The organism is Pseudoxanthomonas sp. UTMC 1351, from assembly GCF_040948865.1.
In the GTDB taxonomy this organism is placed as follows: Bacteria; Pseudomonadota; Gammaproteobacteria; order Xanthomonadales; family Xanthomonadaceae; genus Pseudoxanthomonas_A.
This window is the reverse complement of record NZ_JAVGJT010000018.1, coordinates 153,237-179,180: the sequence shown is the minus strand read 5'-3', so window position 1 is coordinate 179,180 and position 25,944 is coordinate 153,237. Positions and strand designations below refer to the sequence as shown.

Below are 25,944 nucleotides of genomic sequence, written 5' to 3'. Positions count from 1 at the left end.
AAATTTCGTCGAATCGACGAAAATGCCGGCCGAATGAAGATTTCCGCCACCGACGAACTGCTGCTGTCCCTGTTACGGGAGAATGCGCGCGCCTCCACCGCGCAGATCGCCCGCCGGCTCAACCTGTCCCGCACCACGGTGCAAAGCCGCATCGAGCGTCTGGAGCAGGAAGGCATCATCAGCGGCTATACCGTACGGATTCGCGAAGATTTCGAGCGCGGCTATATCCGCGCCCACATCATGATCACCGTCCATCCCAAGCAAATGACCTCGGTCGTGGCGGCCCTGCGTGCCATGCCGGAACTGCGGGTGCTGCATTCGGTCAGTGGTGCCTACGATCTGATCGCGATCGGCGTGGTGCCCTCAGTGGACGCCATGGACCAGCTGACCGACCGGATCGGCGTGATCGAAGGCGTGGAACGGACCACCTCATCCATCGTGCTGTCGACCAAATTCGAGCGGTAGCGCCGCTCAACCGGCCCGGTCGCCGATAAGAACCACTACGCTCACGTACAATGCGCGCCCTCCCCAGGCCTACCCCGTGAAGAAGTCCGACTTCCATTTCGAATTGCCGCAAGCCCTGATCGCGCAGGCGCCGCTACCCGAGCGTTCGGCCAGCCGCCTGTTGGTAGTGCCGCCAGGTGACCAACCGTTCGCGGATCGCCATGTGCGGGACTTGCCGGAGTGGCTGGCACCGGGCGATCTGCTGGTGTTCAACGACACCCGGGTGATTCCGGCACGATTGTTCGGTCAAAAGGAAAGCGGTGGACGCGTGGAGATACTGATCGAGCGTCTGCTGCCGGATAACGCCGCACGGGTGCAGATCGGCGCCAGCAAATCGCCCAAGCCTGGTGGCCGCATCCAGTTGGATGCAGGGGGCGAAGCGGAAGTGCTGGGCCGCGAAGGCGAGTTCTATCAATTACGTTTTCATGTGCCGGATTCGCTGGAAAGTTGGCTTTTGAAGGCAGGACGACTGCCGCTGCCGCCTTACATCCAGCGCCAGCCGGGTGCCGACGATGACGAACGCTACCAAACGGTATTCGCGCGCGAGTTGGGTGCCGTGGCCGCACCGACCGCGGGCCTGCACTTCGATGATGCGCTACTGGCCGCGTTACGCGCCAAAGGCGTCAACTTCGGGCATGTGACGCTGCACGTGGGTGCCGGCACCTTCCAGCCGATCCGGGTGGAAGACGTGCGCGAACACCGGATGCACAGCGAATGGTTGAACGTGGGCGCTGCGCTGGTGGAGCAAGTGCGAGCGACACGTGCCCGTGGCGGCCGCGTGATCGCCGTGGGCACGACGGTGGTGCGTGCGCTGGAATCGGCAACGCGCGTGAATGAAAACAGCCGCGGCGAACTGCAGCCATTCGCCGGCGAAACGCAGATCTTCATTTTTCCCGGCTACCGCATCCGCAGCGTCGATGCGCTAGTCACCAACTTCCATTTGCCGGAAAGCACGCTGCTGATGCTGGTGTCTGCCTTCTCAGGCAAAGCCCGGGTCATGGCCGCGTATGAGCACGCCGTGCGCGAGCGCTACCGGTTCTTCTCCTATGGCGATGCCATGCTGCTGTTCCCGCAGGCGGACGATGCGGCGAAAGGGCAGCCGGATGCGCCTTGATTTTTCCGAACTGCCGGCCGCGGAAGGCTATCGCTGGCTGACCGCGACGGTTACGCCGCGGCCGATCGCCTGGGTGTCCACGCGCTCGCCTGAAGGTATTGATAACCTGGCGCCTTTCAGCTTCTTCCAAGTGGTTTGCGACGATCCGCCGACCTTGATGATCAGCATCAGCCAGCGCAACGGAGTCGAGCCGAAGGACACGCTGCTCAATGTGCGCGACAGTGGCGAATTGGTGGTGCATCTGGTCAGTCATGCGCAAGCCGAGACAATGAATGCCAGTTCGTCCAGCCTGCCGCACGGCATCAGCGAATTCGAGCAGTTCGGCATTGCCGCTGTTCCCAGCGAACGAGTAAAGCCGCTGCGTGTAGCTGGCGCGTCGGTGGCGTTCGAGTGCCGAGTAGGAGAGATCAAACCGTATCCGGCCGAGCAGCCCACCCATCATCTCGTTTTCGCCGAAGTGCTGCTGGCGCATATCGACGATGGTGTGCTGGCCGATGCCCGTCATGCCGATGCTGCCAAGCTGGATCTGGTCGGCCGCATGGGTGGCAGCCTTTACGCCATGACCCGCGATACCTTCAGCATGATTCGTCCCAAATAGCCTGCCTTTCCTCTAGAACATTCTCAAAGTAGTCAACGGTATGTCACGACTGAGCTTCCAACTGCTGGGCACCGACGGCGTCGCGCGTCGCGGCCGGCTGACGTTTCCACGCGGCACCGTGGAGACACCTGCGTTCATGCCAGTGGGTACGTATGGCTCGGTGAAAGGCATCCTGCCGGAACACACCGAGGAACTGGGCGCGGAGATCATTCTCGGCAACACCTTCCATCTGTATCTGCGGCCAGGATTGGAAGTCATCGAGAAGCATGGCGGCCTGCATGGTTTCGCGCGCTGGAACAAACCCATCCTCACCGACTCCGGCGGCTTCCAGGTGTTCTCGCTTGCGCATCGCCGCAAGATCACCGAGCAGGGCGTGACCTTCGCTTCGCCGGTGGATGGAAGCAAAGTATTCCTGGGGCCGGAAGAAAGCATGCATGTGCAGAAGGTGCTCGATTCGGACATCGTGATGATCTTCGACGAATGCACGCCTTATTTGATCGATGGTGTCCCGGCGACCGAGGAAGTGGCGAGCAAATCGATGGAGCTGAGCCTGCGTTGGGCCGAACGCAGCAAGGCCGCGCACGAAGGCAACGACGCGGCGCTGTTCGGCATCGTCCAGGGCGGCGTGCACGAACACCTGCGTGAGCGCTCTGCGGCGGGGTTGCGCCAGATCGGCTTCGACGGCTATGCCATCGGTGGCCTGGCGGTCGGCGAGCCGGAAGAAGAACGCAACCGCATCCTGGAGCATGTGCATCCGCTGCTGCCGCAGGACCAGCCGCGCTATCTGATGGGCGTGGGCCGTCCGGAAGATCTCGTGGAATCAGTGGCGCGCGGCGTGGATATGTTCGACTGCGTGATGCCCACGCGCAACGCACGCAACGGCCATTACTTCACCTCGTCAGGCACGGTGCGCATCCGCAATGCCAAGTACGAGCAGGACTTGGATCCGATCGAGCCCGGCTGCGGTTGCTATGCGTGCCGCAACGGCTTTACCCGGTCGTACCTGCGTCACTTGGACCGCTGCAACGAAATGCTGGCGCCCATGCTGGGAACCCTACACAACCTCTGGTACTACCAGAAGCTGATGGCCGACATGCGGGCGGCCATCGAGCAGGGGCGTTTCGCCGAATTCCGCACGGCGTTCTATGCCGCCCGAGGATTGCCGGCACCTTGATTCCCTAGGACGAAACAGCTTTTTTGTAGGAGCGGCGGGGCGCCCCGCCGCTCCTACCGGTGGAACGCCTTTCCTACCGGCAGAACGCCGCTCCTACCGAGCTTCTCTCCCCGGAACCTTTCAGCATTCCCGGGGTCTTTGACCCGCCGGCCCTGTTCATCGCGCCGTGCGGCGTCGGTCCTTGGGGACGGGAGCGGTCACGCGTGGCATAATTCCCGGCTGGTTTCACATATATATGGATAAATACATGAATTTGCTAGATTTCCTGATCGCGCCGGCCCATGCGCAGGTCGTTGGCGCAGCCGCGCCGCAAGGCCTGGGTGGTTTTGGCCTGCTGATGCCGATCGCTCTGATCGCCGTCATGTATTTCCTGATGATCCGTCCCCAGATGAAGCGCGCCAAGGAACACCGCGGCATGCTGGAGAAGCTGTCCAAGGGCGATGAAATCATCACTTCTGGCGGCATCGCCGGTACCGTCACCGACATCGGCGACAACTTCGTCACCGTGGAAATCGCCGATGGTGTGCGTATCCGCGTGCAGAAGGCTGCCGTAGGCAACGTGCTGCCGAAGGGCACGCTGAAGTCCGCCTGATTTCATAGAGTTGATCCACGCCGGCTTGCCGCCATTCGCGCCACGCCGGAATCCACTGTTTTCACACCACTGTTGAGCGCGGATCCGGGAAGGGTTCGTGCGGGTTGCCGCAATGCTTGAATTCCCACGTTGGAAATACGTCCTCATCCTGCTGGTAGTGATGTTCAGCACGCTCTATGCGTTGCCCAACATCTATCCGCAGGATCCCTCGGTGCAGATCACCCCGAATCGCGGTTTCGCCATCGACAGCGCGTTGCGCCAGCGGGTGGATGCGGCGTTGAAGGCCGTGGGTGTGAACGCCAAGGAGGTGGAGCAGGACGGCGGCAACTTGCTGGTGCGCCTGCCCGATCTTGACGCGCAGACCAAGGCCAACGACAGCTTGCGCCAGAGCCTGGGCGAAGACTACGTGGTGGCGTTGAACCTGGCTTCCACGGTGCCAGACTGGCTCAGCAACCTGGGCGCCCGCCCAATGGTGCAGGGCCTGGACCTGCAAGGCGGCGTGCATTTCGTCTTGCAGGTGGATCAACGGGCCGCGTTGAACAAGCGTATTGATTCTCTGCTGGAAGACGCCCGCACGACCCTGCGCGACGCGCGGGTGAGGTATCAGTCGGTGGAGCGTCGCCCGGACAATAGCCTGGTCGTGACCCTCGTCCCCGGGCAGAAGCCCGAAGACGCGCGCGATGCGTTGGCGAAAGCGTTTGCGGCATCCGCCGGTGCCGGCGTGGCGCCGGGAACCGGTCCTAGCTATGAGATCAGTGGCCAGCAGCTGGTAATCGGCTTGGCCGAAAGCGAACTGAACCAGGTAGCCGGCGACGCCATCGAGCAGAACATCGCGACGCTGCGTAACCGCGTCAACGAACTGGGTGTGGCCGAGCCCATCATTCAGCGCCAAGGTAACGACCGGGTGGTCGTGCAGCTGCCGGGTGTGCAGGACACCGCCGAGGCCAAGCGCCTGATCGGTGCGACCGCGACGCTGGAGTTCCGCGCCGTAGTGGACGGCAACGCGCAGGACGCGGTGGCCACCGGCAATATTCCGCCGGAAGCCAAGGTCTATTACTTGCGCGACCCCGGCCCCGACGGCAAGCCGGTTCCCGTGTTGTTGAGCAAGCGCGTGCTTGCGTCGGGCGATCAGATGATCAACGCACGTGCCGGCACGGACCAAAATGGCCTGCCAGCGGTGGACATCACCCTGAATAATGTCGCCGGCCAGCGCATGTTCGAGTTCACCAGCGAGAACGTTGGCAAACTGATGTCGGTCGTCTACATCGAGCGCATTCCCCAGGTTGAAGTTATCGACGGCAAGGAAGTGCGCACGGTCAAGGTCAGGGAAGAAGCGCTGGCGCCGACCCGCGTCGCCGGCGTGTTCGGCAAGAACTTCCAAACCACCGGCCTGGAGAAAACCGAAGCCGATAACCTCGCCAAATTGTTGCGCGCCGGTTCGCTGGCGGCGCCGATGGATTTCATCGAAGAGCGCGTGGTCGGCCCCAGCCTGGGTAAGGAAAACGTCGAGCGTGGCACCAAGGCGGTGATGTACTCGTTCCTGTTCGCACTGGCGTTCTTCCTGGTCTACTACCGCATGTTCGGCCTGATCACCTGTATCGCCCTGCTGCTCAACCTGGTGATGGTGGTGGCAGTGATGTCGTTGTTCGGTGCCACCATGACCTTGCCTGGCTTTGCCGGCCTGGCGTTGTCCATCGGCATGTCGGTGGACGCCAACGTGCTGATCAACGAACGCATACGCGAAGAGTTGCGTGCCGGGGTACCGCCGCAGGCGGCTATCGCCACCGGTTACGACAAGGCCTCGGGCACCATCTTCGACTCCAACATGACCGCGTTGCTGGCAGGCGTCGCACTGTTCGCATTCGGTACCGGTCCGCTGAAAGGCTTCGCCATCACCATGATCGTCGGCATTCTGACCTCCGTGTTCACCGCGGTGACCGTGTCGCGCGCCATCGCCACTTTGATCTACGGCCGCCGCCGCAAGCTCAAGTCGCTGGCCATCTGACGGGAGACCCTGACAATGAAAATTTTCCCGTTGCACCTCATCTCCAACCATACCAACGTCAACTTCCTGCGCCTGCGCTGGTTCTCGATCGCCGTGGCGGTCGCGCTGGCGGTGGTCGCCATTGGCGCGATGGCCGTGAACGGCTTCAACTACGCGCTCGATTTCACGGGTGGCACCGTGGTGGAACTGCGTTTCAATACCGCGCCTGATGTGGACGGCGTGCGCGAGCGACTGGAGGCCGGCGGCTACCGGAGCGCGCAGGTACAGACCTTCGGCACGGGCAAGGACTTGTTGGTTCGCCTGCAACCCCGCGAGGGCCAGACCAGTTCCGACGCGAACAACAGTACCGCGCAGGAGGTGATTCGCCTGGCGTCAACGGCGGACAATCAGGCAACGATGCTGCGCAACGAGTTTGTCGGCCCGCAGGTCGGCAAGGAATTGGCCATGAATGGCCTGTACGCGCTGATCTTCGTGGTGGTGGGCTTCCTGATCTATATCGCCTTCCGCTTCGAATGGAAGTTCGCTGTGGCGGCCATCCTGACTACGTTGCACGACGTGCTGATCGTCGCGGGATTCTTCGCGCTGACGGGGCGCGAGTTCGATTTGACGGTGTTGGCTGGCTTGTTGTCGGTAATGGGCTTCTCGATCAACGACACCATCGTGGTGTTCGACCGCGTGCGCGAGAACTTCCGTTCGTTGCGCGCCGATCCGATGGAAGTACTGAACCGGTCGATCAATCAGACGCTGTCGCGCACCATCATCACCTCGCTCGTCGCATTCCTGACCGTGCTGGCGTTGTATATGTACGGTGGCGGTTCGCTGGAAGGCATGGCGCTGTCGCAGATGATGGGCATTGTGATCGGTACCATTTCGTCGATCTTCATCGCCTGTCCGTTGCTGACCATCGGGTTCCTGAAGGTCACCAAGCAGGATCTGCTGCCACGGGCCAAGGACGAAGCGGCGCTCGCACGCCGGCCTTAAGTCCCAGGAATCGCAACACAAAAAGGCCGCGCAATTGCGCGGCCTTTTTTGCGCGCGCGCGATCTGACGTAGAGCCGAGCTTGCTCGGCTGCTCTTCAGGCGCCCCCATCCCAAAGCAGCGGAGCAAGCTCCGCTCTACGTGATGCAATGCTCGCCGTGCGCGCAGCGCACGCTACAACTCAGGTGAACGTGGCAGCGTAGCCGGACGTCACGATGGTTTTCTGCACCGCTTCGCAAACGCGCAAGTTGCCGGCGACGACTTGCCGGGTCAGCGCGCTGCGGCCGTCCATGCGTGCCAGGCTGGCGCCACGGAAATCGCAGACTTTGCCGCCGGCTTCGCGCACCAGCAACACGCCGGCTGCGATATCCCAATCCCTCACGCCGGCCTCGAAATAGGCGTCGAGGCGGCCGCAAGCCACATAAGCCAAATCCAATGCGGCCGAACCAGCGCGGCGTACGTCTTCAGCATGCACCAGCAGCTCGCGCATGCATTCCAATTGGGCGCCGGTGCGTGCGCGCTCGCGCGGCGCGAAACCGGTGGCGACCATGGCGCCCGCCAGTTCCTTGCGATCGGTCACCCGGATGCGGCGCTCGTTGAGCTGGGCGCCGCCGCCACGGCTGGCGGTGAACAAATCGTTGCGCAACGGATCGAAGATCACCGCGTCGGTCGGTTCGCCGTTGTCGACCAGGGCGATCGAAACGCAATAGTGGGGGAAACCCCGCAGGTAGTTGCTTGTGCCGTCCAACGGGTCGATGACCCAGGTGTAGCGGCCGCTGCCCTGGTTTCCGCCTTCTTCGCCCACGACCGCGTAGTCGGGATAGGCGCGGCGAAGTTCCTTGACGATGACCTTCTCCGCGTCGGCGTCCACTTCGCTGGCGTAGTCCATGCGCTCTTTCTGCACCACGTTCAGGCTGTCGAGCTTGTTGATGTTCCTCAACAGCACATTGCCTGCCAGGCGGGCGGCTTTGACCATGACGGTGATGACGGGCTTCTGCATGGGTAAAGAACCTCGGACAGGCGGTGATGGGCGTAACGAGTGGGAAAGAGCAGCACGGCTCGATGGCCGGCCCGCGCAGTTTACCATCTGCACCCATGAAGACTCCCGATAATCCTTTCGACGCCGCTGCGGTGCGCATCCGGGTAGTGCTGGTAGGTACCCAGCACCCTGGCAATATCGGCGCCGCCGCGCGTGCGCTTAAAACCATGGGCCTGATGCGACTGGTGTTGGTGGCGCCGGAAAACTATCCGGCCGAAGAAGCCTTCCGGCGCGCGGCCGGGGCCGACGATTTGCTGGCCGAAGCAGTGGTGACCGCCACGCTGGCCGAAGCGGTGGCGGACTGCCGCTTCGTACTGGGGTGCACCGCGCGCAGCCGGCGGGTGGCGTTGGAGGAATGGGTGCCGCGCGAGGCCGCGGAGAAGGCGGTGGAGGCGGCCGGACTCGGCGAAGTGGCCCTGGTGTTCGGCCGTGAGCGGACCGGCCTGACCAACGAGGAACTGCAGCTGTGCCACGCATCGGTGCATATTCCCGCCAATCCCGAATACAGCTCGCTCAATCTGGCGGCTGCGGTGCAGGTGCTGGCGTACGAGCTCCGCCTGGCGTTGCTCGCGCTGGCAGCCGTTCCGGCTCCGCAGACCATGCACCCTGACGAGTCGCCGGCCAATCATGCGCAGATGGAAGGATTCTTCGGCCAGCTGGCGGAAACGCTGATGGATGTGGATTTCCACAAAGGCCGCGCACCGGACTCAGCCATGCGCAAACTGCGCCGGCTGTTCCTGCGGGCCAATCTGAACGAACAGGAGGTCCGCCTGTTGCGCGGAATTCTGGCTGACGCCCAGCGCATGGCCCGATTGGCACGGGAAAAGGCGCCCTGACTGTCCGCCAGTCACAAATTCAGCTAGTCTCCCCGCATCGTTTAGTCGGGCTTTCCCCGTTGCGTACAATCTGGTTCGGCTTGGCACTGGTTCTGGCAGGCGCAGCCACATTTTCCTCTACCACCGCGGCGGCCAACGCCGCCCACGACGACCAGGTACTGGTGCTGGGACGCATCAGCGACGATCCCAAGACCCACTACGAACAGCTCAAGCCATTGCTGGACTATGTGGTGCCGCGCATGCGCGATGTGGGCATCACCGAAGGCAGGATCCTGATGGCGCGCGACGTGCAGCAGATGACCAGCTATCTGCGTCGCGACAGGGTGGATTGGGTCACTGAAACTGCCGGCACGGCCATGCGCTTGCAGGAGCGCGCACGGGCGCGCCCGTTGCTGCTGACCGAGCGGGGTGGGGTGGACCGTTATCGCGGAGTCTTCTTCGTCCGCCGCGACAGCGGACTGGAAAAGCTGGCGGATCTGACCGGACGCACAGTGGCGTTCCAGAACACCGCGTCTACCAGCGCGTACTTCGCGCCGGCGATGGAGCTCCTGGACGCGGGGCAACGCCTGGAAATTCTTCTGTCGCCCATGGACCGGCCGGCGCCGGACTCGGTGGGCTACGTGTTCGCCCGTTCTGAAATGAACGTCGCCACGTGGGTCCACAAGCGTTTGGTCGACGCGGGTGTCGTCAGCAATTTGGACTGGGAAGACGTGCGGCGGATGCCGCCGGCGTTTCGCGCTGATTTCCGCATCATCCATGAAACACCGGACTACCCGCGCGCGCTGGAAATGGTGCGCGGGGACCTGAGTCCGAAAGTGGAGGCGCGCCTACGCGAGGTGCTGTTGCAAGCCGCCAACGATCCCGACGCGCGAGAAGCACTGCAACTGTTCTTCCGTACCACGCGGTTTCTGCCGGTTGACTCGACGTCCCAGCAAACATTGGATCACCTGCGCCAAGGTGTCCTGCGCGTACGCGAGCACGTCGAATGAAGAACATGCGTTTCGGCTTGCAGGCCCGGTTCCTGGCGGTGATGGCGGTGGTGTTGGCCGTGGTCGCGGCGTTGGTGCTGCTATTGCTGCATCGACAGACGGCAATGCAACAGGAAGTCGGCGAGCTGGGCCGCGAAGCGATGCACAGCATCGTGGAAGGCAGCCTGCGTCGACATGGCGAAGCCACCGTGGACCAATTGGCCGATACGCTAGCCAACCCGCTTTATTATTTCGACCTGGATACGGTAGGGAACATTGTTCGTTCGGCTCAAAAGGAGCCGGATGTCAGCTACGTGCTGGTCTACGACCCGCAGGGCCGGATCATCCATGACGGCACCGAAGAGATCGCTGCTTACGGCAAGCAGATGGTCGACCCTTTGGCATACGAAGCCATCTCCACGAACAAACTGCATACACAGTGGTCGGCGCAGATCGTCGATGTGTCCGAGCCGATCATGATCGGCAACCAGCGCATCGGCGGCGTGCGCGTAGGCTACTCCATCGCCTCGGTGAAGGCCTACGAGGACGACGCCATCGGTGCGGCGCGCGCGCGTTTGAAGGAACTCGGTGCGCGGCACCTGGGCTGGGTGGCGGCGTTGCTGGCCGCGCTGATCGTGGCGTGCTTTGCGATCGTCGTTTATGTGCAGCGAACACTGGTAAGGCCGATACGCCAGCTGGCGCAGGCGGCGCACGCCATCGAAACGGGCAATTACGAAGGCGAACGCCTGGCCAGCAATCGCCAGGACGAAGTCGGCGAACTGGTGCGCGCCTTCGGCAGCATGAGCGACAGCATCGCCCGGCATGATCGCGACGTGCGGCGGATGGCGTACACCGACTCATTGACCGGCTTGACCAATCGCCTGGCGTTCCGCGAAAGCCTGGATCACCGCTTGATGATGCTGCGTGGCGCGGGTCGGCAATTGGCGTTGCTCTTCGCCGACATCGACGATTTCAAACGCGTCAATGACACGTTGGGTCACGAAGCGGGCGACGAGGTGCTGCAACAGTTCGCCAACCGTATTCGCGATGCGGTGGAGCTGCTCGGCGGTGACGACGCGCTGCTGGCACGTTTCGGCGGCGACGAGTTCGTGATCCTTATCCAGGACGGCGATGTGCGCGCCTGCGCCACCCGGTTGGCGGAGAAGCTGGTCACTGAGTTGGGACGGCCGATCCTGGTGCAGGACCGCCAGGTATTCCTGGGTACTTCGATCGGCATCACGCTGTTTCCCGAAGACGCTTCCGGTGCCACTGCCTTGATGAAGAACGGCGACATCGCCATGTACCAGGCCAAGGTGGCGGGCAAGAACTGTTACCGCTTCTACAGCCGTGCGATGGATCAGGCGGTGGAACGACGTGTGCGGATGGAACAGGAGCTGCGCGGCGCTTGGGAGCGTGGCGAGCTGAGCTTGTTGTACCAGCCGGTATTCCGCTTGTCCGACAGCAAGATCATCGGTGCCGAAGCATTGTTGCGTTGGCAGCATCCGGAACTGGGCATGGTGGCGCCGTCGGTCTTCATTGATGTCGCTGAGCAGAGCGGCCTGATCGAAACCATCGGTCCGCGCGTGCTACGCGCGGCTTGCACCGCGGCGGCACGCTGGAGTACGGACCGCGACTCGCTCGATCAGTTGTTCGTATCTGTCAACGTATCGCCACGCCAATTGCGTAGCGGAGACTTGCCGGAAGTCGTGGCCGAATGCCTGCGCGATACGGGGCTAGCGTCTTCGCGCCTGCACCTGGAGTTGACCGAAACCGCTGTCATCAGCGACGAGGCCCACGCCAGCGCGCTGCTGGCGACCTTGCATCGAACCGGTGTGAAAGTATGGCTGGACGATTTTGGTACCGGGTTCTCCGGCCTGAGCCATCTGCGCCGCGTACCGGTGGATGGCGTAAAGATCGACCGCAGTTTCATTGCCGACATGCTGCGCGATCCTGACGACCTGGCGCTGACCACGGCGATCATCGCGATGGCCCATTCGCTCGGCATTACGGTGGTGGCTGAAGGCGTGGAGAAGGAAGGCCAGTTCAACCTGTTGCGCGAGCGCGGCTGTGATCTGGCGCAGGGCTACTGGCTGGGCTATCCAGTCACCGCCGCCGAGTTCGCGCATTTGGTTACCTGAGCCGAGCCAAACAGCCTTTAGACACGGATTGACGCAGATGAACACGGATGAAAAGCGTTCAATGCTTTATCCGCTTCTTTCCGCGTCAATCCGTGTCCAAGGTTTTTAGCTTCTGCTCGTCGTCTTTCGGCGACGATAGCTAAAACCACCGGTCCACGAATTGCGTCGCCGCAGTAACCAGATTGCCCGAGAGGAAGCCGAATACCACTACCGCGATGCCACCGCCAATCCAGGCGATCAGCATCAGTGCGCCGTCGCGTTCCAATAGCGCCAGCGCGAACAGCAGCAACAGTCCGCCGAAGAGATAGTTGGTGAAAGGAACGGGCAGGGCCAACAACAAGCCGAGCAGCACCAGCAACAGGCCGGTGAAGGATAACGCCAGGCGATGATCCAGCACGACGTGCAGGCGCGGGCGAACCAGCTTTTCCAGCCGCCCCAGCCACGGCGACATCCGGGTGCGGAACTTCACCAACATGCGGCGATGCGGACCGCGCCTGGCGATGAAGGACGGCAGCCACAACTTGCTCAGTCCCACCAGTAGCTGCACGCCCACCAGTATCACCAGCGGGCCGCCAATGGCGCCACCGAGCCCTGGCACAGGAATGAAGGCCGGCAACACGCCTATGAACAGCAGCATGCCGAAGGCACTTTGGCCGAAGCCCGACAACAGCTTGCCTAACTGCAGCACTTCATCCGGATCGCCCGAGGCGAAGGCGTCGAGCAGGGCACGGGTACTGGGAGCGGCATGATCGGGAGCAGCCATATCAGGCGGTGACGTCTTCGCCATCGCCTTCCGGCAGCCTCTGCAACAGCAACTTGTCGATACGCGCCCCATCCAGGTCGACTACCTCGAAACGCCATCCTGCCATTTCGAAATGTTCCCCCACATGCGGAATGCGGCCGAAGTGCTCGATCATCAGGCCGGCCACGGTGTTGTATTCGTCGTCGTCGGGCAGCGCGACGCCGCCCAGCAGCTCACGCAGATCGTCATTGCCCAGCGACCCATCCACCAGCAGTGAACCGTCCGCGCGCGTCACGACAAGTGCGTCTTCTTCCTTGTTTTCGGCGGCCTGCAAGCGGCCGACGACCGCGCCCATCAGGTCGCTCAGCGTCACCAGTCCTTGGATTTCGCCGTATTCGTCGACCACCAGCGCCAGCGATTGCTGCTCTTCGCGGAAGATCTCCAGCAACTTCATGGCGTGAGTGGATTCGGATACGAACAACGTGTCGCGCAGGTTGCGGAAAATCTCTGGCGACGGGTCCGCGAAACGGTCAAGCAGCGATTTCACTTCCAGTATGCCGACCACGTCCTGGTCGCTACCGCGGTACACCGGAAAGCGGGAGAACTGCGACTCCCGCATGGTCTCCAGGTTTTCCTCGTAGCTGGCGGAAATGTCCAGCCATACCACGCGCTTGCGCGGGGTCATCAGGCTGTCGGCGGTGCGATCGCCCAGGCGCAGCACGCGATTCATCATGTTGCGCTCGTCGACATCGATCACGCCTTGGGCATGACCTTCGCTGACCAGCAGGCGGATCTCCTCTTCGCTGACCGCATTGCGGTTGTCGTCGCGAATGCCCAGTAGCCGCAGCACCAGCCGGTTGATCGCGCCCAGCACGTACACGACGGGCCGGGCGAAACGCGACAACCAATCCAGCGGGATGGCCACCGCAGCGGCGATCTTCTCGGCGTTGGTCAGCGCCAGGCGCTTGGGAATGAGTTCGCCGAAGATCACCTGCGCAGCGGTAATCAGGCCCACAGCGGTGCCGATACCGATGCCTCTGGCGTATTCCTGGGCGTTGGGCCAGACGTCGGCAAGCCACTGGGCAATCACCGCGCCGATGGCGTCGCCGCCAAAGACGCCGGTCAGGATGCCGATCAGGGTGATGCCCACCTGGACCGTCGACAGCAGGTTGTCCGGATGCTCGGCCAGCGCCAGCGCCACGCGGGCGCCGCGGCTTTCCAGCGCCATCTGTTTCAGGCGCAGCTTGCGGGATGTCATCAGCGCCATTTCCGATAACGCGAAGAACGCGTTCAGGACAATCAGGGCGGCAACGATGAGAAGTTCAAGCACGGGACGCTCCCCGGCCATGGAAGGGAGGGGCGGGCATGCTTGCGTGTCGCGGGCGACAGTGGGCGGGGGAAGGAGGGTCGTCGTCCATAGATGCACCCTGGGGGCGCCGGGCGAGTTTATCAAACTGCCGGTGCCTCATGGTCGGCCATTAAGGCCGGCTAAGCCGCCATGGCCGGTCAAGGCTGTCGCTATCTGTCATTGAACCGTCATAATTCCGCCCTGAAGCCGTCCTCTCCGTGACGGTGGGGTGAGTTCCATGTTTTCGTTGCAGACCATTTTCGGCTCCGGCCAGCAGTTCTACACCCTGCTCGACGAGGCCGCCCAGGCTGCGTTCGACAGCACCCAGGCCCTGTACGCCATGATGAAGGCCCCCGATCGCCTGCCGGCGCTGGATGCCTTCAAGCTGGCCCGCACCCGTGAGCGCGCTGCCTCGGACAAGATTGGCCAGGCGCTGGTGGACAGCTTCATCACGCCCATCGAGCGCGAGGACATCGAAGCCTTGGGGTCGGCGCTGTACAAGATCCCCAAGCAGGTCGAGAAATTCGCCGACCGCTACTCGCTGGCCATCCAGCACCTGGAAGGCATCGACTTCGCGCCACGCGCGGCGATGCTGGAACAGGCGGCCGGCGTGGTGGTGGAGATGGTGCATGAGCTCAAGAAACTGAACATTGATCGCATGACCGCGCTCAATGAGAAGCTGCGCGCGATCGAGAACGAGGCCGACCGATTGATGCTCGAGCTGTACCGGGACATCTATTCCGGCCGCCTGGACAACCTGCAGATGTTCCTGCTCAAGGAGTTTTTCGAGATCCTGGAAAAAGCCATCGACCGTTGCCGCGAAGCCGGCGTGGTGGCTTACCAGATCGTTCTGAAAAACAGCTAAGGACGGGTCATGCTTACTCTGGTCCTTGTGGTGATCCTGGCCGCGCTGGTTTTCGAATTCATCAACGGCTTTCACGATACCGCCAACTCCATCGCCACGGTGGTCGCCACCAAGGTGCTGTCGCCGGGCCAGGCCATCGTGCTGGCCGCCAGCACCAACCTGATTGGCGCATTCATGGGCACGGCCGTGGCCAAGACCATCGCCTCGGGCCTGGTCGACACCGATGTGGTCGACATGACCTCGCAAGTGCTGATCTGTACGCTGCTCGGCGCGATCATCTGGAACCTGATCACCTGGTGGCGCGGATTGCCGTCATCCTCGTCGCATGCCTTGATTGGCGGACTGTGCGGCGCGGCACTGGCGGCAGCACACAACAACTGGGGCGCTTTGATCTGGTCGAAGGCCGGCGATGGCGACTGGGCGACCAACAAGGGCCTGCTGTGGAAGGTCGTCATGCCGATGATTACTTCGCCGCTGGCCGGGTTCCTGTTGGGTGTCGCCATCATTTCGCTGTTGTATCTGCTGATCGCGGGGATGATGAAAGCGGGTGGGCCACTGGCGCGTATTGCCCGGCCACGCTGGGTGAATGCCTTCTTCGGCAAGGCGCAGTTGGTCTCCGCCGCCTACATGGGCTTCGCGCATGGTCGCCAGGATGCGCAGAAGACGATGGGCATCATCGCGCTGTCGTTGTTCGCCGCGCAGTCGGCGGGCACGCTCGATGCTTTGCCGCCATGGCTCGCTTTCCTGCATCCTGATGGAGGCAAGGACGATATCGATTCGTGGGTGATCGCGACCTGCGCGCTGGTGATGGCCGCGGGTACGGCGGCCGGCGGCTGGCGCATCATCAAGACGCTGGGTCACAAGATGGTCAAGTTGCAGACCATCGATGGTTTCGCGGCGGAAACCGCCTCGGCCACCATCCTGGTCACGGCGGCGCATTTCGGCATGCCGGTTTCCACCACCCACAGCATTTCCACGGCCATCATGGGTGTGGGCTTCGCCAAGAATCCGCGCGCGCTGAAGATCGGGGTGATCGAACGCATCATCTGGGCGTGGATCCTGACGATTCCCGCTGCCGGCGGTATCGCTTACGGCCTGCTGCGGTTGCTGGAGGCGCTGGGCTGGACGTGAGGAGCCGGGAGTAGGGAAACGGGATACGGGATACGGGAACGGAAACGTAGGAGCGCCGTCCCGCCGCGAGCTCTTCGCTCTATCGCGATCTGATGGAAAGAGCTCGCGGCGGGACGCCGCTCCTACAGAAGGCGGGACGCCGCTCCTACAAAAGCGGGTTGGGTCCTACAGAAGATCGCCTTCCGCCGACAACGCCCGTTCCATGCTGTCGCCTAGTCCGCCGATTTCCAGCACTAAACGGTCCACTTCGGCGGGGTTGAGACCGTCGTAGGGGCGGTTTTCGCATAACTGCAGATAAGGCACGCCATCCAGATCGCCGATGGCCAGATAGCCAACGCTGCTCTGCCAGTTGAAGGTGAGTGCACGGCGGGCGTCGATGCCGGTGATCGGCGCAATCACCGTGCTCACGCGCAGATAGCTGCGTTCGTCGTCGTTGCCAAGTTCGGACAGGAAGATCGCCTGATGACGGCGGCCATTGCCCAGCGACAGCTCCACGCAGGCCACATAGGGTTCCTGCATGGAGACTTTGTAGCCAGAGGTATGCAGATGGCTGCGGATCTGTTCGAAATTCTGCATGGGATGCTCCTGTGCGCCGGGGACGCTATGCTAATCCGCAATGGCCGCCAAGTCTCCCGAATTACGCATTCTTGCCGCCGTCCGCGCGATTCCCCGCGGCCAGGTGGCAGGCTACGGCGAAGTGGCGGAGCGTGCGGGGTTGCCCGGCCGTGCGCGGCTGGCGGCGCGCGTGCTAAGCCAGAATAGCGATCCCAAGTTGCCGTGGTACCGGGTGCTGCGCTCGGACGGACGCATCGCATTTCCTGAGGGGTCGGCGGGGTTTCGCGAACAAAGCCAGCGATTGCGTGCGGAAGGTGTGATGGTGGTGAATGGCCGGGTGAAGCGCGCCAAACCGGAACGCAACTTGGACGAAGCGATCTGGGGCCCGGGCCAGGATTAATCTTGGATCGCTATGATGGCGGTCTACCGATTCGAGACTGACCATGTTCCCCAGACTCCTGCCGATAACGCGCGCGCTGCTGATCGCCAACGTGGTGATATTCCTGTTGCAAAGCGTGATGGCCGACACGACGGTCGCGCCGTTCCTGTTGTGGCCGATGAATCTCGGCGATGCCGATACGCCTTTTGGCTACTCGTTTCAGATCTGGCAGCTGCTGACCAGCGGATTCATGCACGGCAGCCTGGGTCATTTGTTCTTCAACATGCTGGCGCTGTGGATGTTCGGCTCACCGCTGGAACAGACCTGGGGCGACCGCCGTTTCCTGCTTTTCTACATGGCCTGCCTGATCGGGGCCAACGTTTGCCAAGTACTGGTGGCCACTTGGACTCTTTCCTCCACGGGCGAAGCCTATCCCGCATTGGGTGCTTCCGGTGGCGTGTTCGGATTGCTGCTGGGCTACGGCATGCTGTTTCCGAACAACCGCATGATCATTTTTCCGATTCCCGTCGAGATCCGTGCCCGCACTTTGGTGATCATCTACGGTGCGCTGGCGCTGTTGCTCGGCGTCACCGGCTGGCAGCCGGGCATCGCGCATTTCGCTCATCTGGGCGGCATGCTATTTGGTTGGTTGTTGATTCGTTACTGGCGTGGGCAACCGCCGTTCGGCAAGGGTCGTCGCGGGCCGCCGAATATCCGCATCGTGCGTTGATTGGCTGCAAGTTCGCTTCCATGTAGAGCGGAGCTTGCTCCGCTGCTCTTAAGTCGGCAAGTAGAAAGCAGCGGAGCAAGCTCCGCTCTACGAGTGCTCTTGGGTCGGCAAGTAGAGCAGCGCAGCAAGCTCCGCTCTACGAGGGATCTGCCGGTTCTCGCAGGCCCAATCGCTGACAAAAAGAGCTTCTGGAACAAACAAAAACGGCGCGGATTTCTCCGCGCCGTTTTTTTCGCTGAAGTTATGCCTCAGCGCCAGATCTTGATCTGGTCGGTTTCCTTCGTCTGCATCGGTTGCCCGGCCTTGCAGGAAAACGCTTCGCCAAACGTGGGCTGTTGCGTCAATGGTCCATTGGCGCGCCATTGGCCGGGCGCGTGCACGTCGGTGGCGACGCGTTGCGCGGCTTCGTTCTTGGACAGGCGTTGTGCCCAAAGCGATGCCCAGGCTTTGTAGAAGGCTTGTTTGTCGGTCTTTGTCGCCTGCGGTGCGGCGGTGGTGTAGGCGTCCCAAGCCAGCTCCACGCCGGAAAGATCGGCGAGGTTCTCGTCCAGCGTCAGTTTGCCGTTGATCTTGGTGGACAGGCCCGGATAAGCGTAGCGGTCGTACTGCATAGCGACTTTCTCGCCGATGGCATTCCACGCCGACATGTCCGCGGGTGTCCACCAATCGTGCACTTTGCCGTGGGCGTCGACCATGCGGCCCTTGCTGTCGAAGCCGCGGCTGAGTTCGTGCCCGACCAATGCGCCGAACGAACCATATTGCTGGGCTGCAGGCTGGTTGCCATCGAAGACTTCTGCCTGCAATACCGCGGCCGTCACGATCAGACGATTCTGCGCGATGTCATAAGCCAGCGCCGGTTGCTGCGGCAGCACGTCCCAGCGACGGTCAGCATTGCCTTTGCCGATACGTTTCATTTCCTCGCGATGACGCCATGTGGAGGCAATCAGCATGTTGCTGCCGAAGCTGCCGCGGCCCATCGGCTGAACGCTGTAGTCGAGATCGCGGCGGGGCGTGCCGACTTCGATCTTCATTTTTTTCAGTTTGGCGGTGGCTTCGGCCTTTGCGGCTGCGCTCATCCATTGGTTGCGCTCTATGCCGCGACCCAGTGCATCGCGCACCTGCTCGGCAATCGCGACGGCGCGCGCCTTGTTGGCGTCGGGCAGATAGCGTGCCGCATATTCACGGCCGACCATCGGCCCGGCTGCCAGATTGATGGCGTCCAGAACTTGCTGCCAGCGTGGCGCAGGCGCCACGTCGCCGCGCAGCACACGGCCGCGGAAGCCGAATTCCGCTTCACGGAAAGGCTTGGCCAGATAAGGCGCCATGGCATCGCCCACGCGCCAGCGCAGATAGACCTTCCATTGATCCGGCTTGACGCTGGCGATCAGCCCATCCAGGCGCTTGAACAACTGCGGGTCGGCCATCGACACCTTATCGTCGTTGACACCCTGAGCCTTGAGGAAGGCGTCCAACTGCAGGTTGCGGTATTGCTTGCCCAGATCCTTGGTGGCGACCGGCACGTAGTTGGTCAGCGGATTGCGCAGGTCTGCCAGCGGCTTGGACGCTTGCGCCAGACGCGTTTCCAGGTCGATCACCGCTTGCGATTCGGCTTCCAGCTTGTTCTTGGGGGTGCCGGTCAGCGCCAGGATCTGTTGCACGTATGACCGGTACCGGCCCAGCAACTCGCGGGTGTCGGCGTCGGTGCGGGTGTAGTAAGCCGGATCGGGCAGGCCCAGGCCGCCCTGCATGAAGTAGCCGATGTGCCTGTCCAGATGCTCCAGATCGACATCGGGGCTGAAATTGAAAGCCACCGGAATGCCGACCTGGTGCAAGGCGGCGATCGAAGGTGTGATGTCCTTGGCTTTCTTGATGGCGTTAATACGGTCCAGCAATGGCGCAATCGGCTTGGATCCGTCGGCTTCGACCGCGGCTTCATCCAACCCGCTGGCCCAGAAGTCGCCCAGCAGCTTCTGCACATTGCCCTGCGGCGCCTTCATGGCGGCATCCAGCAGGTCGCGCTGTTGCTGCAAGGTGCGGTCGCGGAACTGGCCCAGCACGCTGATGGAGCCGGCACCGGACGGCAATGCATTCTTCTTCAGCCAGTCGGCGTTGGCGGCGGTATAGAAATCGCTGCATTCGGCGCTGATCGCCGGCGTGCTCGGAGCACGCTTTTTCTTCTTGGCTGCTTCCGCCTGGGGGGCGCCCAGAATGGCGACCAGGGCGAAGGCGAGTAAGGCAGGCTTGCCAAGTGCAGTACGCGGGAAGGGCATCAGCGGTTTTCCGGTGCTTTGTAAGGTGCCCGGATTCTAGCAAGCGCACAGCAGCAAACGCGCGCCGGAAGCTCTAAATGCGCCTGTGGGAAGCGCTTGGTCAGCGTGCATTGGCCGCATCGCCCGCGAATCGGAAAGCTTTTGTGACGGGCGGCCGGATTACGACAGTCGCTTGCAAAGCGTAGCCGGGGCTACAGCGTTCGGGCGTCGATTTCCGATGCCGGGAAAAAGGGAGGCCCGACTTTTTGCCGGGCCTCCTTGGTTACCGCTTCAAGTTGGCGTGACTTCGATCCGTGGTTACCAGATCACCACCTGCTTACCGTCGGCACGCACCATCGGGTCGCCTGCTTTGCATTGGAACGCCGCAGCGAACGCCGGCAGGTTGGAGGGCGCACCGATGGCGCGGAAGTTGGCGGGTGCGTGCGGATCGGTCTTCAAGCGCACCGCCAGGTTTTCCGGCGTGAAGTTGCGACGCCACACGGTCGCCCAGTTGAGGAAGAAGCGCTGGTCGCGGGTCAGCCCATCGGTCTTCGGATCGGGCTGGCCGTCGGTCGCCTTCTTCATGGCGTCGTAAGCCGTGGCCAAGCCGCCCAGGTCGGCGATGTTCTCGCCCAGCGTCAGCTTGCCGTTGACCGGGGTGCCGTTGGCGTCATAACCGTTGAACTGCTCGATCAGCTTGTCGGTGCGGCTAGAGAAACCCTTGGCATCCACTTCCGACCACCAATTCTCGAAATTACCGGTCGGCCCGAAACGCGCGCCCTGATCGTCGTAACCGTGCGTCATTTCGTGGCCGATCACCGCGCCGATGCCGCCGTAGTTCATTTCATCCGTTGCATTGGGATCGAAGAATGGCGGCTGCAGGATAGCGGCCGGGAACACGATCTCATTCTGCAGCGGGTTGTAGTAGGCATTGACCATCTGCGGTGGCATGCCCCATTCGGTCTTGTCGACCGGCTTGCCGATCTTGCTCAGGTTCCACTTGTAGTTGAATTCCTGTGCTGCCAGCACGTTGCCGATAAAGCTGTCGCGGCTGGTGCTCAGGCCGGTCCATTCGCGCCACTTGTCCGGGTAGCCGATCTTGGGCGTGAAGGTTTCCCACTTGGCTATCGCCTTCTGCTTGGTTTCATCGCTCATCCAGGCGAGGTTTTCGATACGTGCCTTGAGCGCCGTCGCCAGGTTAGCTACCAAGGTTTCCATCTTGGCTTTGGATTCGGGAGAGAAGGCGACCTTGACGTACATCTGCCCCAGCGCTTCGCCAGCCTGGTTTTCCACCGTATCCAGCACGCGCTTCCAGCGCGGTTTGATTTCTTTTTGGCCGTTGAGGACCTTGCCGTTGAAGTTGTAGTTTTCGTTGACGAAGGCATCGCTCAAGTAGGGCGAGGCGCCATCGATGGTGTGGAAGCGCAAGTAGGCGCGCCACGCGGCCGGGTCGGTGTCGCCCAGCATCTTGCTGACTTCCTGATGGAATGCAGGCATCGCCAGGGAGAACTTCTCCTGCGGCGCTACACCTTGCGACTCGAAGAACTGCGTCCAGGAGAAATTCGGCGTCAGCTTGTCGGCCTCGGCCAGCGTCACCGGGTTGTAGTACAGCTCGACGTCGCGCGAAAGTTCTTCGCTGGTCTTGGAAGCCTTGGCCAAGCGGGTTTCGAAGGCGATGACGGTCTTCGCCTGTTCGGCGGCTTCAGCGGGAGCCGTGCCAGCCAGTTCCAGCACCTTGGCGATATGCGCCTGATATGCGTCCAGTTTTTCCTTGTTTTCAGGCTTGGTGTAGTACTCCGGATCGGGCAGGCCCAGGCCGCCTTGCGAGGCGTACGCCATCGTCATGCTGGAGTTCTTGAAGTCGGCTTCGGCACCGAAACCGAACAGGAAGTTCTGCCCCTTCGCTGCGATGGTGCGCAGGTATTCGGCAATGGCACCCTTGTCGTTCAGCCCGTCGATGGCGGTCAGCATGGGCTTGATCGGTTCGATGCCCTGGGCGTTGATCTTGGCTTCATCCATGCCGGTCGCCCATAGGTCGCCGACGATCTTCTCCACGCCAGCGGCTTCCGGGTGAGCAGCAGCCTGTTCGGCCAACTGCTTTTGTACCGCGATGGAGCGCTCACCCAGCATTTCAAAAGCACCCCAGCTGGCGCGGTCGCCAGGAATGCTGTTGGCCGCCAGCCACTTGCCGTTGACGTAGCCGCCAAAATCGGTACAGGCGTTCTTGCTGGTATCCAGGTCGCTGACCTGAAAGCGATTGACAGGTGGCAGCTGGCTTTCGTCCAGCTTCAGCTCCAGAGCGGCAGGCGTGGTGGATGCCGTGCTCGCGGCGGGGGCGGTGTCGTCCTTTTTGGAACAGGCCGCCAATACGGTGGTTATGGCTAGCGACAGCAGAAGAATCTGGGGTTTACGGGCAATCACGGTCTACTCCGGCCCAACTAAAGGGCAGCATAAAAGGAAAGCCCCAGCCGGGGCGTGCGCGCGACTCTACGCTTGTCATCCGCGGCGAAGAGGTGTCGAAGGTAATGGCATTGTTGTTAATCATTCGTTGCAGCGTACCGGCGGCCGGCAAGTCGGGAGGGCCCCCGTATACGCTCATCCGGCGCTACTTACGCGCACATCACTCAACTACCGGTGCGCCACCAAAAGCGGGTTTTTCGTCCGCATGGCTGATGCTGCGATTGCGTCCCGCCTGCTTGGCACGGTACAGCGCATTGTCGGCACGCTCGAATAGATCGTCCGGCGTCAGATCGTCTTCGTTCAGATGAGTGTGGATGCCGACACTGATCGAAAAAGCGGGAGGTCCATTGCCGAGTTCGGCATTGGTGGCCAGATTCGCCAGATCGACATGGACGGTCGTGGCGATAGTGGCAGCCGCTTGTGCGGAGGTTTCCGGCAGCAACACCGCGAATTCGTCGCCGCCCAAACGGGCGACCAGGTCGCGCGGGCGGCGGGCGCGGCTGCGCAGGATCTGCGCCAGCGAACGCAATACCGCATCGCCAGCGGCATGCCCCTGGTTATCGTTGAGTTGCTTGAAGTGATCGATATCCAGCACCAACAGCGATAACGGCTGCCCGGTGCGGCGCGTCGTCCGCATTTCCTGCTCGAGCACCTGACTGAAGCGGTTGCGATTGGCGAGCCCGGTCAGTGGATCCGATTGCGCCTGTTTGTGGGTGCGCCGCAGCCGGCGGTATACCCACAACAACGTTCCGATCGTGAGAACCAGCAATGCGGATACCGGCGGGAACCATAGATGTGCAAATTGCAGCAGCAGGAAGGACACCAGTATCGTCGCCGCCATCATGAGAGCAGTGGGGCGCCAGATGCGCTGCAACCCCGGCAAGCTGCACAACGCCAGCGGAGCCACCACCAGGATCAACGACAGCAGCACCTGCCAACCCGTCGACAGCGGCGTGATGGCGGCACCGTTCAACAGCATGTTCAAAACATTGGCTTGGTAATCCGAGCCACTGATGCCGGGGTAGGCGGGATGCCCGGGCACTTGCGCCTGCGTGCCCATGCCCAAGGCGGATACACCCACGATCACCCACCGGTCACGCAGCAGCGAAGGTGGAATGCGGTTGTTCAACACATCGGCATACGAGACGTGGCGGAACGCGTTGGGGGAACTGGCGTAAGGAATCAGCACTTCATGGTCGCGAACCCAGCGCTGGGGGGATGCAGCTTCCGGTGCGCTGTAGTGCAGCCCGGGCAGCTTGGCGGTCATGTTGCCGCTGGTACCTGTGTCCAATTGAAGTAGCGCCAGCGCCAGTGCGGGCCAATGTGCAGAACCCATCCCGGCCTGCAGGAACATCCGGCGTGCAACGCCGTCGTCGTCCAATGGCATTTCGGCATGGCCCAATGCTGCGGCCGAGGCGGCGAACTCGGGAATCGGCATCAGTTCGATCGCCGGGGCATTGAGCTGACCGGGCTCGGCTAATACAGGTAGAACCACTTTTCCGCTGCGGCTCAAGGCACGCGCCAGCAATGCGTCGCCTTCGGGATCGAAAAGGGCGGGCTCGGACAGCAGGATGTTCAAGGCCACGCCCTTGACCTCGGCCTCGCGCAGATGGTCGATCAATTGGGCGTGGGTACGTCGCGACCAAGGCCAGCGGCCCAGCTCGACCAAGCTCCGCTGGTCGATATCGACCAGAACGACGCGATCGTCGGCATGCCTTACCGTGCCGGCCACCAGTGAGTCGTATAACCAGGCATCGGCGCCCGCCGTCAGTTCCGACAGCACGAGCAGTACCACCAGCGCCGCCGCCGCGATCGTGATAAGGACGCGCGTCTTGATCTTGGGTGCAGGCGATGGCGTGATCATAGAGTCAGCAGGATGATAAGCGCACCTGCCCCGGCACCGATACGGCAGAACCGGCAAGGGATCTTCACGACCTGGGGCTCGGGGAATGGTCCTTCGAAGCCGTCGCTTCCAATGGCCTGGGCGCGCAGATACCACGTGCCGGAACCGGGCTTGGGTACCGTGATCTCCGCCTTCGACACCATTTCATCGATTTTCAAGGTGCTGAAGTCGGGCGTACGCGACATCTGGAAACGATAGCGCTGGTCCGGCGGACCGGCCTGCCAGCGGAATGTCACGGCGTCCGACTGGTTTTCGGCGGCTTCGCTGTCGATCTGGCCGGCTTCGGCCAGCAAGCGCAGTTCGAAGGTCATGACATCGCCGAAAGAACCCTGCTTGCCAGCGGCATCGATGCTTGCCACCCGCCAGAAATAGGTGCCCGGCGGTAAGGACTTCGGCAATTTCACCTGTGTGTCGCCAATCCCGCTGATATCGACCAGCGGCTGGTCGAACTGTCGATCGCTGGCCACCTGATAGCGGTAGGTGCTGGCGCCCGGCGCTTGGGTCCAGCTCAAAGCGACGGGGCTGTCGCGCACCACCGCGTCGGCAGCGGGTGCGATGGCGTAGGGCGGCAGCGGGTTTTCGATACTGAAAGGTACTACCGCGTCCTGTCCCTCCAAGCCTTGCGCATCGATCGCGCGTACCCGCAGGAAATAGTCGCCTGCCGGCAACGCGGGCATTCGGGTCTGGGGTGTGTCGACTTGCTGGTCGGCCACCAAGGTACCGAAGTCGCTCTGGTCGCTGGCTTGCATGCGGTAGCGAACCGCGCCGTCGACCGGCGGCCAGGAGACATCGCGACCGAGCTGGCGGCCAGCCGCCGACAGCGCAGACAAGTCGGGCGCCGGCAACAGCCGCACGGCTTTCACCGCACCGGCTTGGCCGGCTTCCACCACCGACCCGAAGCCGCTGGGAATCAGTGTGGGTTTCTGTTTGGCGCTAACCGCAACGCCGCCTTCCAGCACTTCCGTCAACGTCCGGGCGCTCGCAGCTTCCACCCGGAACTGCGTTCCGCGCACCGCGGAAGAGGCGCTGGGGGTTTCAACGATGAAGCCTGCACCGGGACCGACGATGGGTTCGACGTCATTAGTGATGCGGCCGCGCTGCAGGCGCAGTCGCGTATCGACCATGCCGCTGCGGCCGAAACGGCTGAGACGATCCAGTCGTAGTTCGCTGTCGCCCTGCAGAACGAGGCGCGAGCCATCGGCGAATTGCAGGCAAAGCGAAGCGTCAGCCGCAGTCTTGAGCAGCGCGCCAGCGCCCAGTTGCATGCCTTGAGTGATTTTGCGGCTGGTCTTTCCCAGCGCCACGGTCGCGTCGCCTCGCACCAGCATGACTTTCGCTTTGACCGGCTGACGCGCCAGCCAGGTCAGTGGAATTCGGACAACTGTTCCCGGCGGCAAGCGGTAGGGATTACCGATGCGATTATGTTGCTGCAGCTGCTGCCAACGAATGCCGGGCTTGAGATGTTCGCCAGCTAAATTCCACAGCGTATCGCCAGGGCGGATTCGATAGGTCCATTCCTGAGCCGATGCTGGAGCGCATAGCACTAGCAGAGCGATCCACATGACCCACCCACGCCAGTTTCTCTGGAGTCCAGCCATCGACTTCAAAGGGTCCCCTTGCCTATGCTGCTTCGCA

Annotated in this window: 22 protein-coding genes; 14 read left to right on the top strand and 8 right to left on the bottom strand. The window is 62.4% G+C overall.

Annotated features, from left to right (window positions below):
* The first annotated feature begins 33 nt into the window (after positions 1–33).
* The 7 genes from AB6O04_RS13765 (at position 34) to secF (ending at position 6,968) form a co-directional block, all read left to right on the top strand.
* Complete coding sequence (locus AB6O04_RS13765; protein WP_368564595.1) at positions 34–465, top strand: Lrp/AsnC family transcriptional regulator; 432 nt, start codon at positions 34–36, stop codon at positions 463–465.
* A gap of 76 nt (positions 466–541) precedes the next feature.
* Complete coding sequence (gene queA / locus AB6O04_RS13760; protein ID WP_368564594.1) at positions 542–1,618, top strand: tRNA preQ1(34) S-adenosylmethionine ribosyltransferase-isomerase QueA; 1,077 nt, start codon at positions 542–544, stop codon at positions 1,616–1,618.
* Entirely contained in the window at positions 1,608–2,216 is a 609-nt protein-coding gene (locus AB6O04_RS13755) for a flavin reductase family protein (protein WP_368564593.1), read from the top strand. The genes queA and AB6O04_RS13755 overlap by 11 nt, the downstream gene beginning before the upstream one ends.
* 40 nt (positions 2,217–2,256) lie before the next feature.
* Positions 2,257–3,390 (top strand): tRNA guanosine(34) transglycosylase Tgt, encoded by a 1,134-nt coding sequence (gene tgt, locus AB6O04_RS13750; RefSeq protein WP_368564592.1) that lies wholly within the window; start codon positions 2,257–2,259, stop codon positions 3,388–3,390.
* Positions 3,391–3,637: 247 nt separating this feature from the next.
* The gene (yajC, locus tag AB6O04_RS13745) at positions 3,638–3,982 is read left to right on the top strand and encodes a preprotein translocase subunit YajC (protein ID WP_368564591.1); all 345 of its coding nucleotides are present in this window, start codon (positions 3,638–3,640) and stop codon (positions 3,980–3,982) included.
* A 112-nt stretch (positions 3,983–4,094) separates the two neighbouring features.
* A complete protein-coding gene (gene secD, locus AB6O04_RS13740) occupies positions 4,095–5,987 on the top strand; it encodes a protein translocase subunit SecD (protein WP_368564590.1) in 1,893 nt (630 codons plus the stop codon).
* Between the two features lie 15 nt (positions 5,988–6,002).
* Positions 6,003–6,968, top strand: a complete 966-nt coding sequence (gene secF, locus AB6O04_RS13735; RefSeq protein WP_368564589.1) for a protein translocase subunit SecF — start codon at positions 6,003–6,005, stop codon at positions 6,966–6,968.
* Positions 6,969–7,147: 179 nt separating this feature from the next.
* Here secF and AB6O04_RS13730 read toward each other — a convergent pair whose 3' ends face one another.
* Positions 7,148–7,966 carry an inositol monophosphatase family protein gene (locus tag AB6O04_RS13730; RefSeq protein ID WP_368564587.1) on the bottom strand — a complete coding sequence of 273 codons (819 nt, stop codon included), beginning with the start codon at positions 7,964–7,966 and terminating at the stop codon, positions 7,148–7,150.
* Positions 7,967–8,061: 95 nt separating this feature from the next.
* On the opposite strand from AB6O04_RS13730, the gene AB6O04_RS13725 reads away from it, so the two are divergent.
* The 3 genes from AB6O04_RS13725 to AB6O04_RS13715 all read left to right on the top strand — a co-directional run bounded on the left by AB6O04_RS13725 (position 8,062) and on the right by AB6O04_RS13715 (position 11,947).
* The gene (locus tag AB6O04_RS13725; protein WP_368564586.1) at positions 8,062–8,841 is read left to right on the top strand and encodes an RNA methyltransferase; all 780 of its coding nucleotides are present in this window, start codon (positions 8,062–8,064) and stop codon (positions 8,839–8,841) included.
* Positions 8,842–8,999: 158 nt separating this feature from the next.
* The gene (locus AB6O04_RS13720) at positions 9,000–9,830 is read left to right on the top strand and encodes a phosphate/phosphite/phosphonate ABC transporter substrate-binding protein (RefSeq protein WP_368564616.1); all 831 of its coding nucleotides are present in this window, start codon (positions 9,000–9,002) and stop codon (positions 9,828–9,830) included.
* Entirely contained in the window at positions 9,827–11,947 is a 2,121-nt protein-coding gene (locus AB6O04_RS13715; protein WP_368564585.1) for a putative bifunctional diguanylate cyclase/phosphodiesterase, read from the top strand. The genes AB6O04_RS13720 and AB6O04_RS13715 overlap by 4 nt, the downstream gene beginning before the upstream one ends.
* A gap of 139 nt (positions 11,948–12,086) precedes the next feature.
* Here the strand turns inward: AB6O04_RS13715 and AB6O04_RS13710 are convergent, their stop codons facing one another.
* Positions 12,087–12,734 carry an exopolysaccharide biosynthesis protein gene (locus AB6O04_RS13710; protein WP_368564584.1) on the bottom strand — a complete coding sequence of 216 codons (648 nt, stop codon included), beginning with the start codon at positions 12,732–12,734 and terminating at the stop codon, positions 12,087–12,089.
* Complete coding sequence (locus tag AB6O04_RS13705) at positions 12,712–14,019, bottom strand: hemolysin family protein (protein ID WP_368564583.1); 1,308 nt, start codon at positions 14,017–14,019, stop codon at positions 12,712–12,714. The genes AB6O04_RS13710 and AB6O04_RS13705 overlap by 23 nt, the downstream gene beginning before the upstream one ends.
* 256 nt (positions 14,020–14,275) lie before the next feature.
* Between AB6O04_RS13705 and AB6O04_RS13700 the strand changes: the two genes are divergently transcribed.
* Complete coding sequence (locus AB6O04_RS13700; RefSeq protein ID WP_368564582.1) at positions 14,276–14,902, top strand: DUF47 domain-containing protein; 627 nt, start codon at positions 14,276–14,278, stop codon at positions 14,900–14,902.
* A gap of 9 nt (positions 14,903–14,911) precedes the next feature.
* A complete protein-coding gene (locus tag AB6O04_RS13695) occupies positions 14,912–16,033 on the top strand; it encodes an anion permease (protein ID WP_368564581.1) in 1,122 nt (373 codons plus the stop codon).
* 165 nt (positions 16,034–16,198) lie between these two features.
* Here the strand turns inward: AB6O04_RS13695 and AB6O04_RS13690 are convergent, their stop codons facing one another.
* Complete coding sequence (locus tag AB6O04_RS13690) at positions 16,199–16,609, bottom strand: hypothetical protein (protein WP_368564580.1); 411 nt, start codon at positions 16,607–16,609, stop codon at positions 16,199–16,201.
* A 40-nt stretch (positions 16,610–16,649) separates the two neighbouring features.
* On the opposite strand from AB6O04_RS13690, the gene AB6O04_RS13685 reads away from it, so the two are divergent.
* The gene (locus AB6O04_RS13685) at positions 16,650–16,988 is read left to right on the top strand and encodes an MGMT family protein (protein WP_368564579.1); all 339 of its coding nucleotides are present in this window, start codon (positions 16,650–16,652) and stop codon (positions 16,986–16,988) included.
* Positions 16,989–17,031: 43 nt separating this feature from the next.
* Positions 17,032–17,697 (top strand): rhomboid family intramembrane serine protease, encoded by a 666-nt coding sequence (locus AB6O04_RS13680; protein ID WP_368564577.1) that lies wholly within the window; start codon positions 17,032–17,034, stop codon positions 17,695–17,697.
* A gap of 248 nt (positions 17,698–17,945) precedes the next feature.
* Here AB6O04_RS13680 and AB6O04_RS13675 read toward each other — a convergent pair whose 3' ends face one another.
* From AB6O04_RS13675 to AB6O04_RS13660, 4 genes are all read right to left on the bottom strand, one after another.
* A complete protein-coding gene (locus AB6O04_RS13675) occupies positions 17,946–19,967 on the bottom strand; it encodes a M13 family metallopeptidase (protein WP_368564576.1) in 2,022 nt (673 codons plus the stop codon).
* Positions 19,968–20,264: 297 nt separating this feature from the next.
* A complete protein-coding gene (locus tag AB6O04_RS13670; protein WP_368564615.1) occupies positions 20,265–22,364 on the bottom strand; it encodes a M13 family metallopeptidase in 2,100 nt (699 codons plus the stop codon).
* Positions 22,365–22,566: 202 nt separating this feature from the next.
* Positions 22,567–24,270, bottom strand: a complete 1,704-nt coding sequence (locus AB6O04_RS13665; RefSeq protein WP_368564575.1) for a CHASE2 domain-containing protein — start codon at positions 24,268–24,270, stop codon at positions 22,567–22,569.
* Positions 24,267–25,871, bottom strand: coding sequence for a FecR domain-containing protein (locus AB6O04_RS13660; protein ID WP_368564574.1), 1,605 nt, complete (start codon positions 25,869–25,871; stop codon positions 24,267–24,269). Before AB6O04_RS13660 ends, AB6O04_RS13665 begins: the two co-directional genes overlap by 4 nt.
* Between the last annotated feature and the right edge of the window lie 73 nt (positions 25,872–25,944).

Bases quoted from the DNA above. Each gene is read 5' to 3' on its own strand.
- AB6O04_RS13765 (WP_368564595.1), top strand. From the start codon at position 34: ATGAAGATTTCCGCCACCGACGAACTGCTGCTGTCCCTGTTACGGGAG.
- AB6O04_RS13755 (WP_368564593.1), top strand. From the start codon at position 1,608: ATGCGCCTTGATTTTTCCGAACTGCCGGCCGCGGAAGGCTATCGCTGG.
- tgt (WP_368564592.1), top strand. From the start codon at position 2,257: ATGTCACGACTGAGCTTCCAACTGCTGGGCACCGACGGCGTCGCGCGT.
- yajC (WP_368564591.1), top strand. From the start codon at position 3,638: ATGAATTTGCTAGATTTCCTGATCGCGCCGGCCCATGCGCAGGTCGTT.
- secD (WP_368564590.1), top strand. From the start codon at position 4,095: ATGCTTGAATTCCCACGTTGGAAATACGTCCTCATCCTGCTGGTAGTG.
- secF (WP_368564589.1), top strand. From the start codon at position 6,003: ATGAAAATTTTCCCGTTGCACCTCATCTCCAACCATACCAACGTCAAC.
- AB6O04_RS13730 (WP_368564587.1), bottom strand. From the start codon at position 7,966: ATGCAGAAGCCCGTCATCACCGTCATGGTCAAAGCCGCCCGCCTGGCA.
- AB6O04_RS13725 (WP_368564586.1), top strand. From the start codon at position 8,062: ATGAAGACTCCCGATAATCCTTTCGACGCCGCTGCGGTGCGCATCCGG.
- AB6O04_RS13715 (WP_368564585.1), top strand. From the start codon at position 9,827: ATGAAGAACATGCGTTTCGGCTTGCAGGCCCGGTTCCTGGCGGTGATG.
- AB6O04_RS13710 (WP_368564584.1), bottom strand. From the start codon at position 12,734: ATGGCGAAGACGTCACCGCCTGATATGGCTGCTCCCGATCATGCCGCT.
- AB6O04_RS13700 (WP_368564582.1), top strand. From the start codon at position 14,276: ATGTTTTCGTTGCAGACCATTTTCGGCTCCGGCCAGCAGTTCTACACC.
- AB6O04_RS13695 (WP_368564581.1), top strand. From the start codon at position 14,912: ATGCTTACTCTGGTCCTTGTGGTGATCCTGGCCGCGCTGGTTTTCGAA.
- AB6O04_RS13690 (WP_368564580.1), bottom strand. From the start codon at position 16,609: ATGCAGAATTTCGAACAGATCCGCAGCCATCTGCATACCTCTGGCTAC.
- AB6O04_RS13685 (WP_368564579.1), top strand. From the start codon at position 16,650: ATGGCCGCCAAGTCTCCCGAATTACGCATTCTTGCCGCCGTCCGCGCG.
- AB6O04_RS13680 (WP_368564577.1), top strand. From the start codon at position 17,032: ATGTTCCCCAGACTCCTGCCGATAACGCGCGCGCTGCTGATCGCCAAC.
- AB6O04_RS13675 (WP_368564576.1), bottom strand. From the start codon at position 19,967: ATGCCCTTCCCGCGTACTGCACTTGGCAAGCCTGCCTTACTCGCCTTC.
- AB6O04_RS13665 (WP_368564575.1), bottom strand. From the start codon at position 24,270: ATGATCACGCCATCGCCTGCACCCAAGATCAAGACGCGCGTCCTTATC.
- AB6O04_RS13660 (WP_368564574.1), bottom strand. From the start codon at position 25,871: ATGTGGATCGCTCTGCTAGTGCTATGCGCTCCAGCATCGGCTCAGGAA.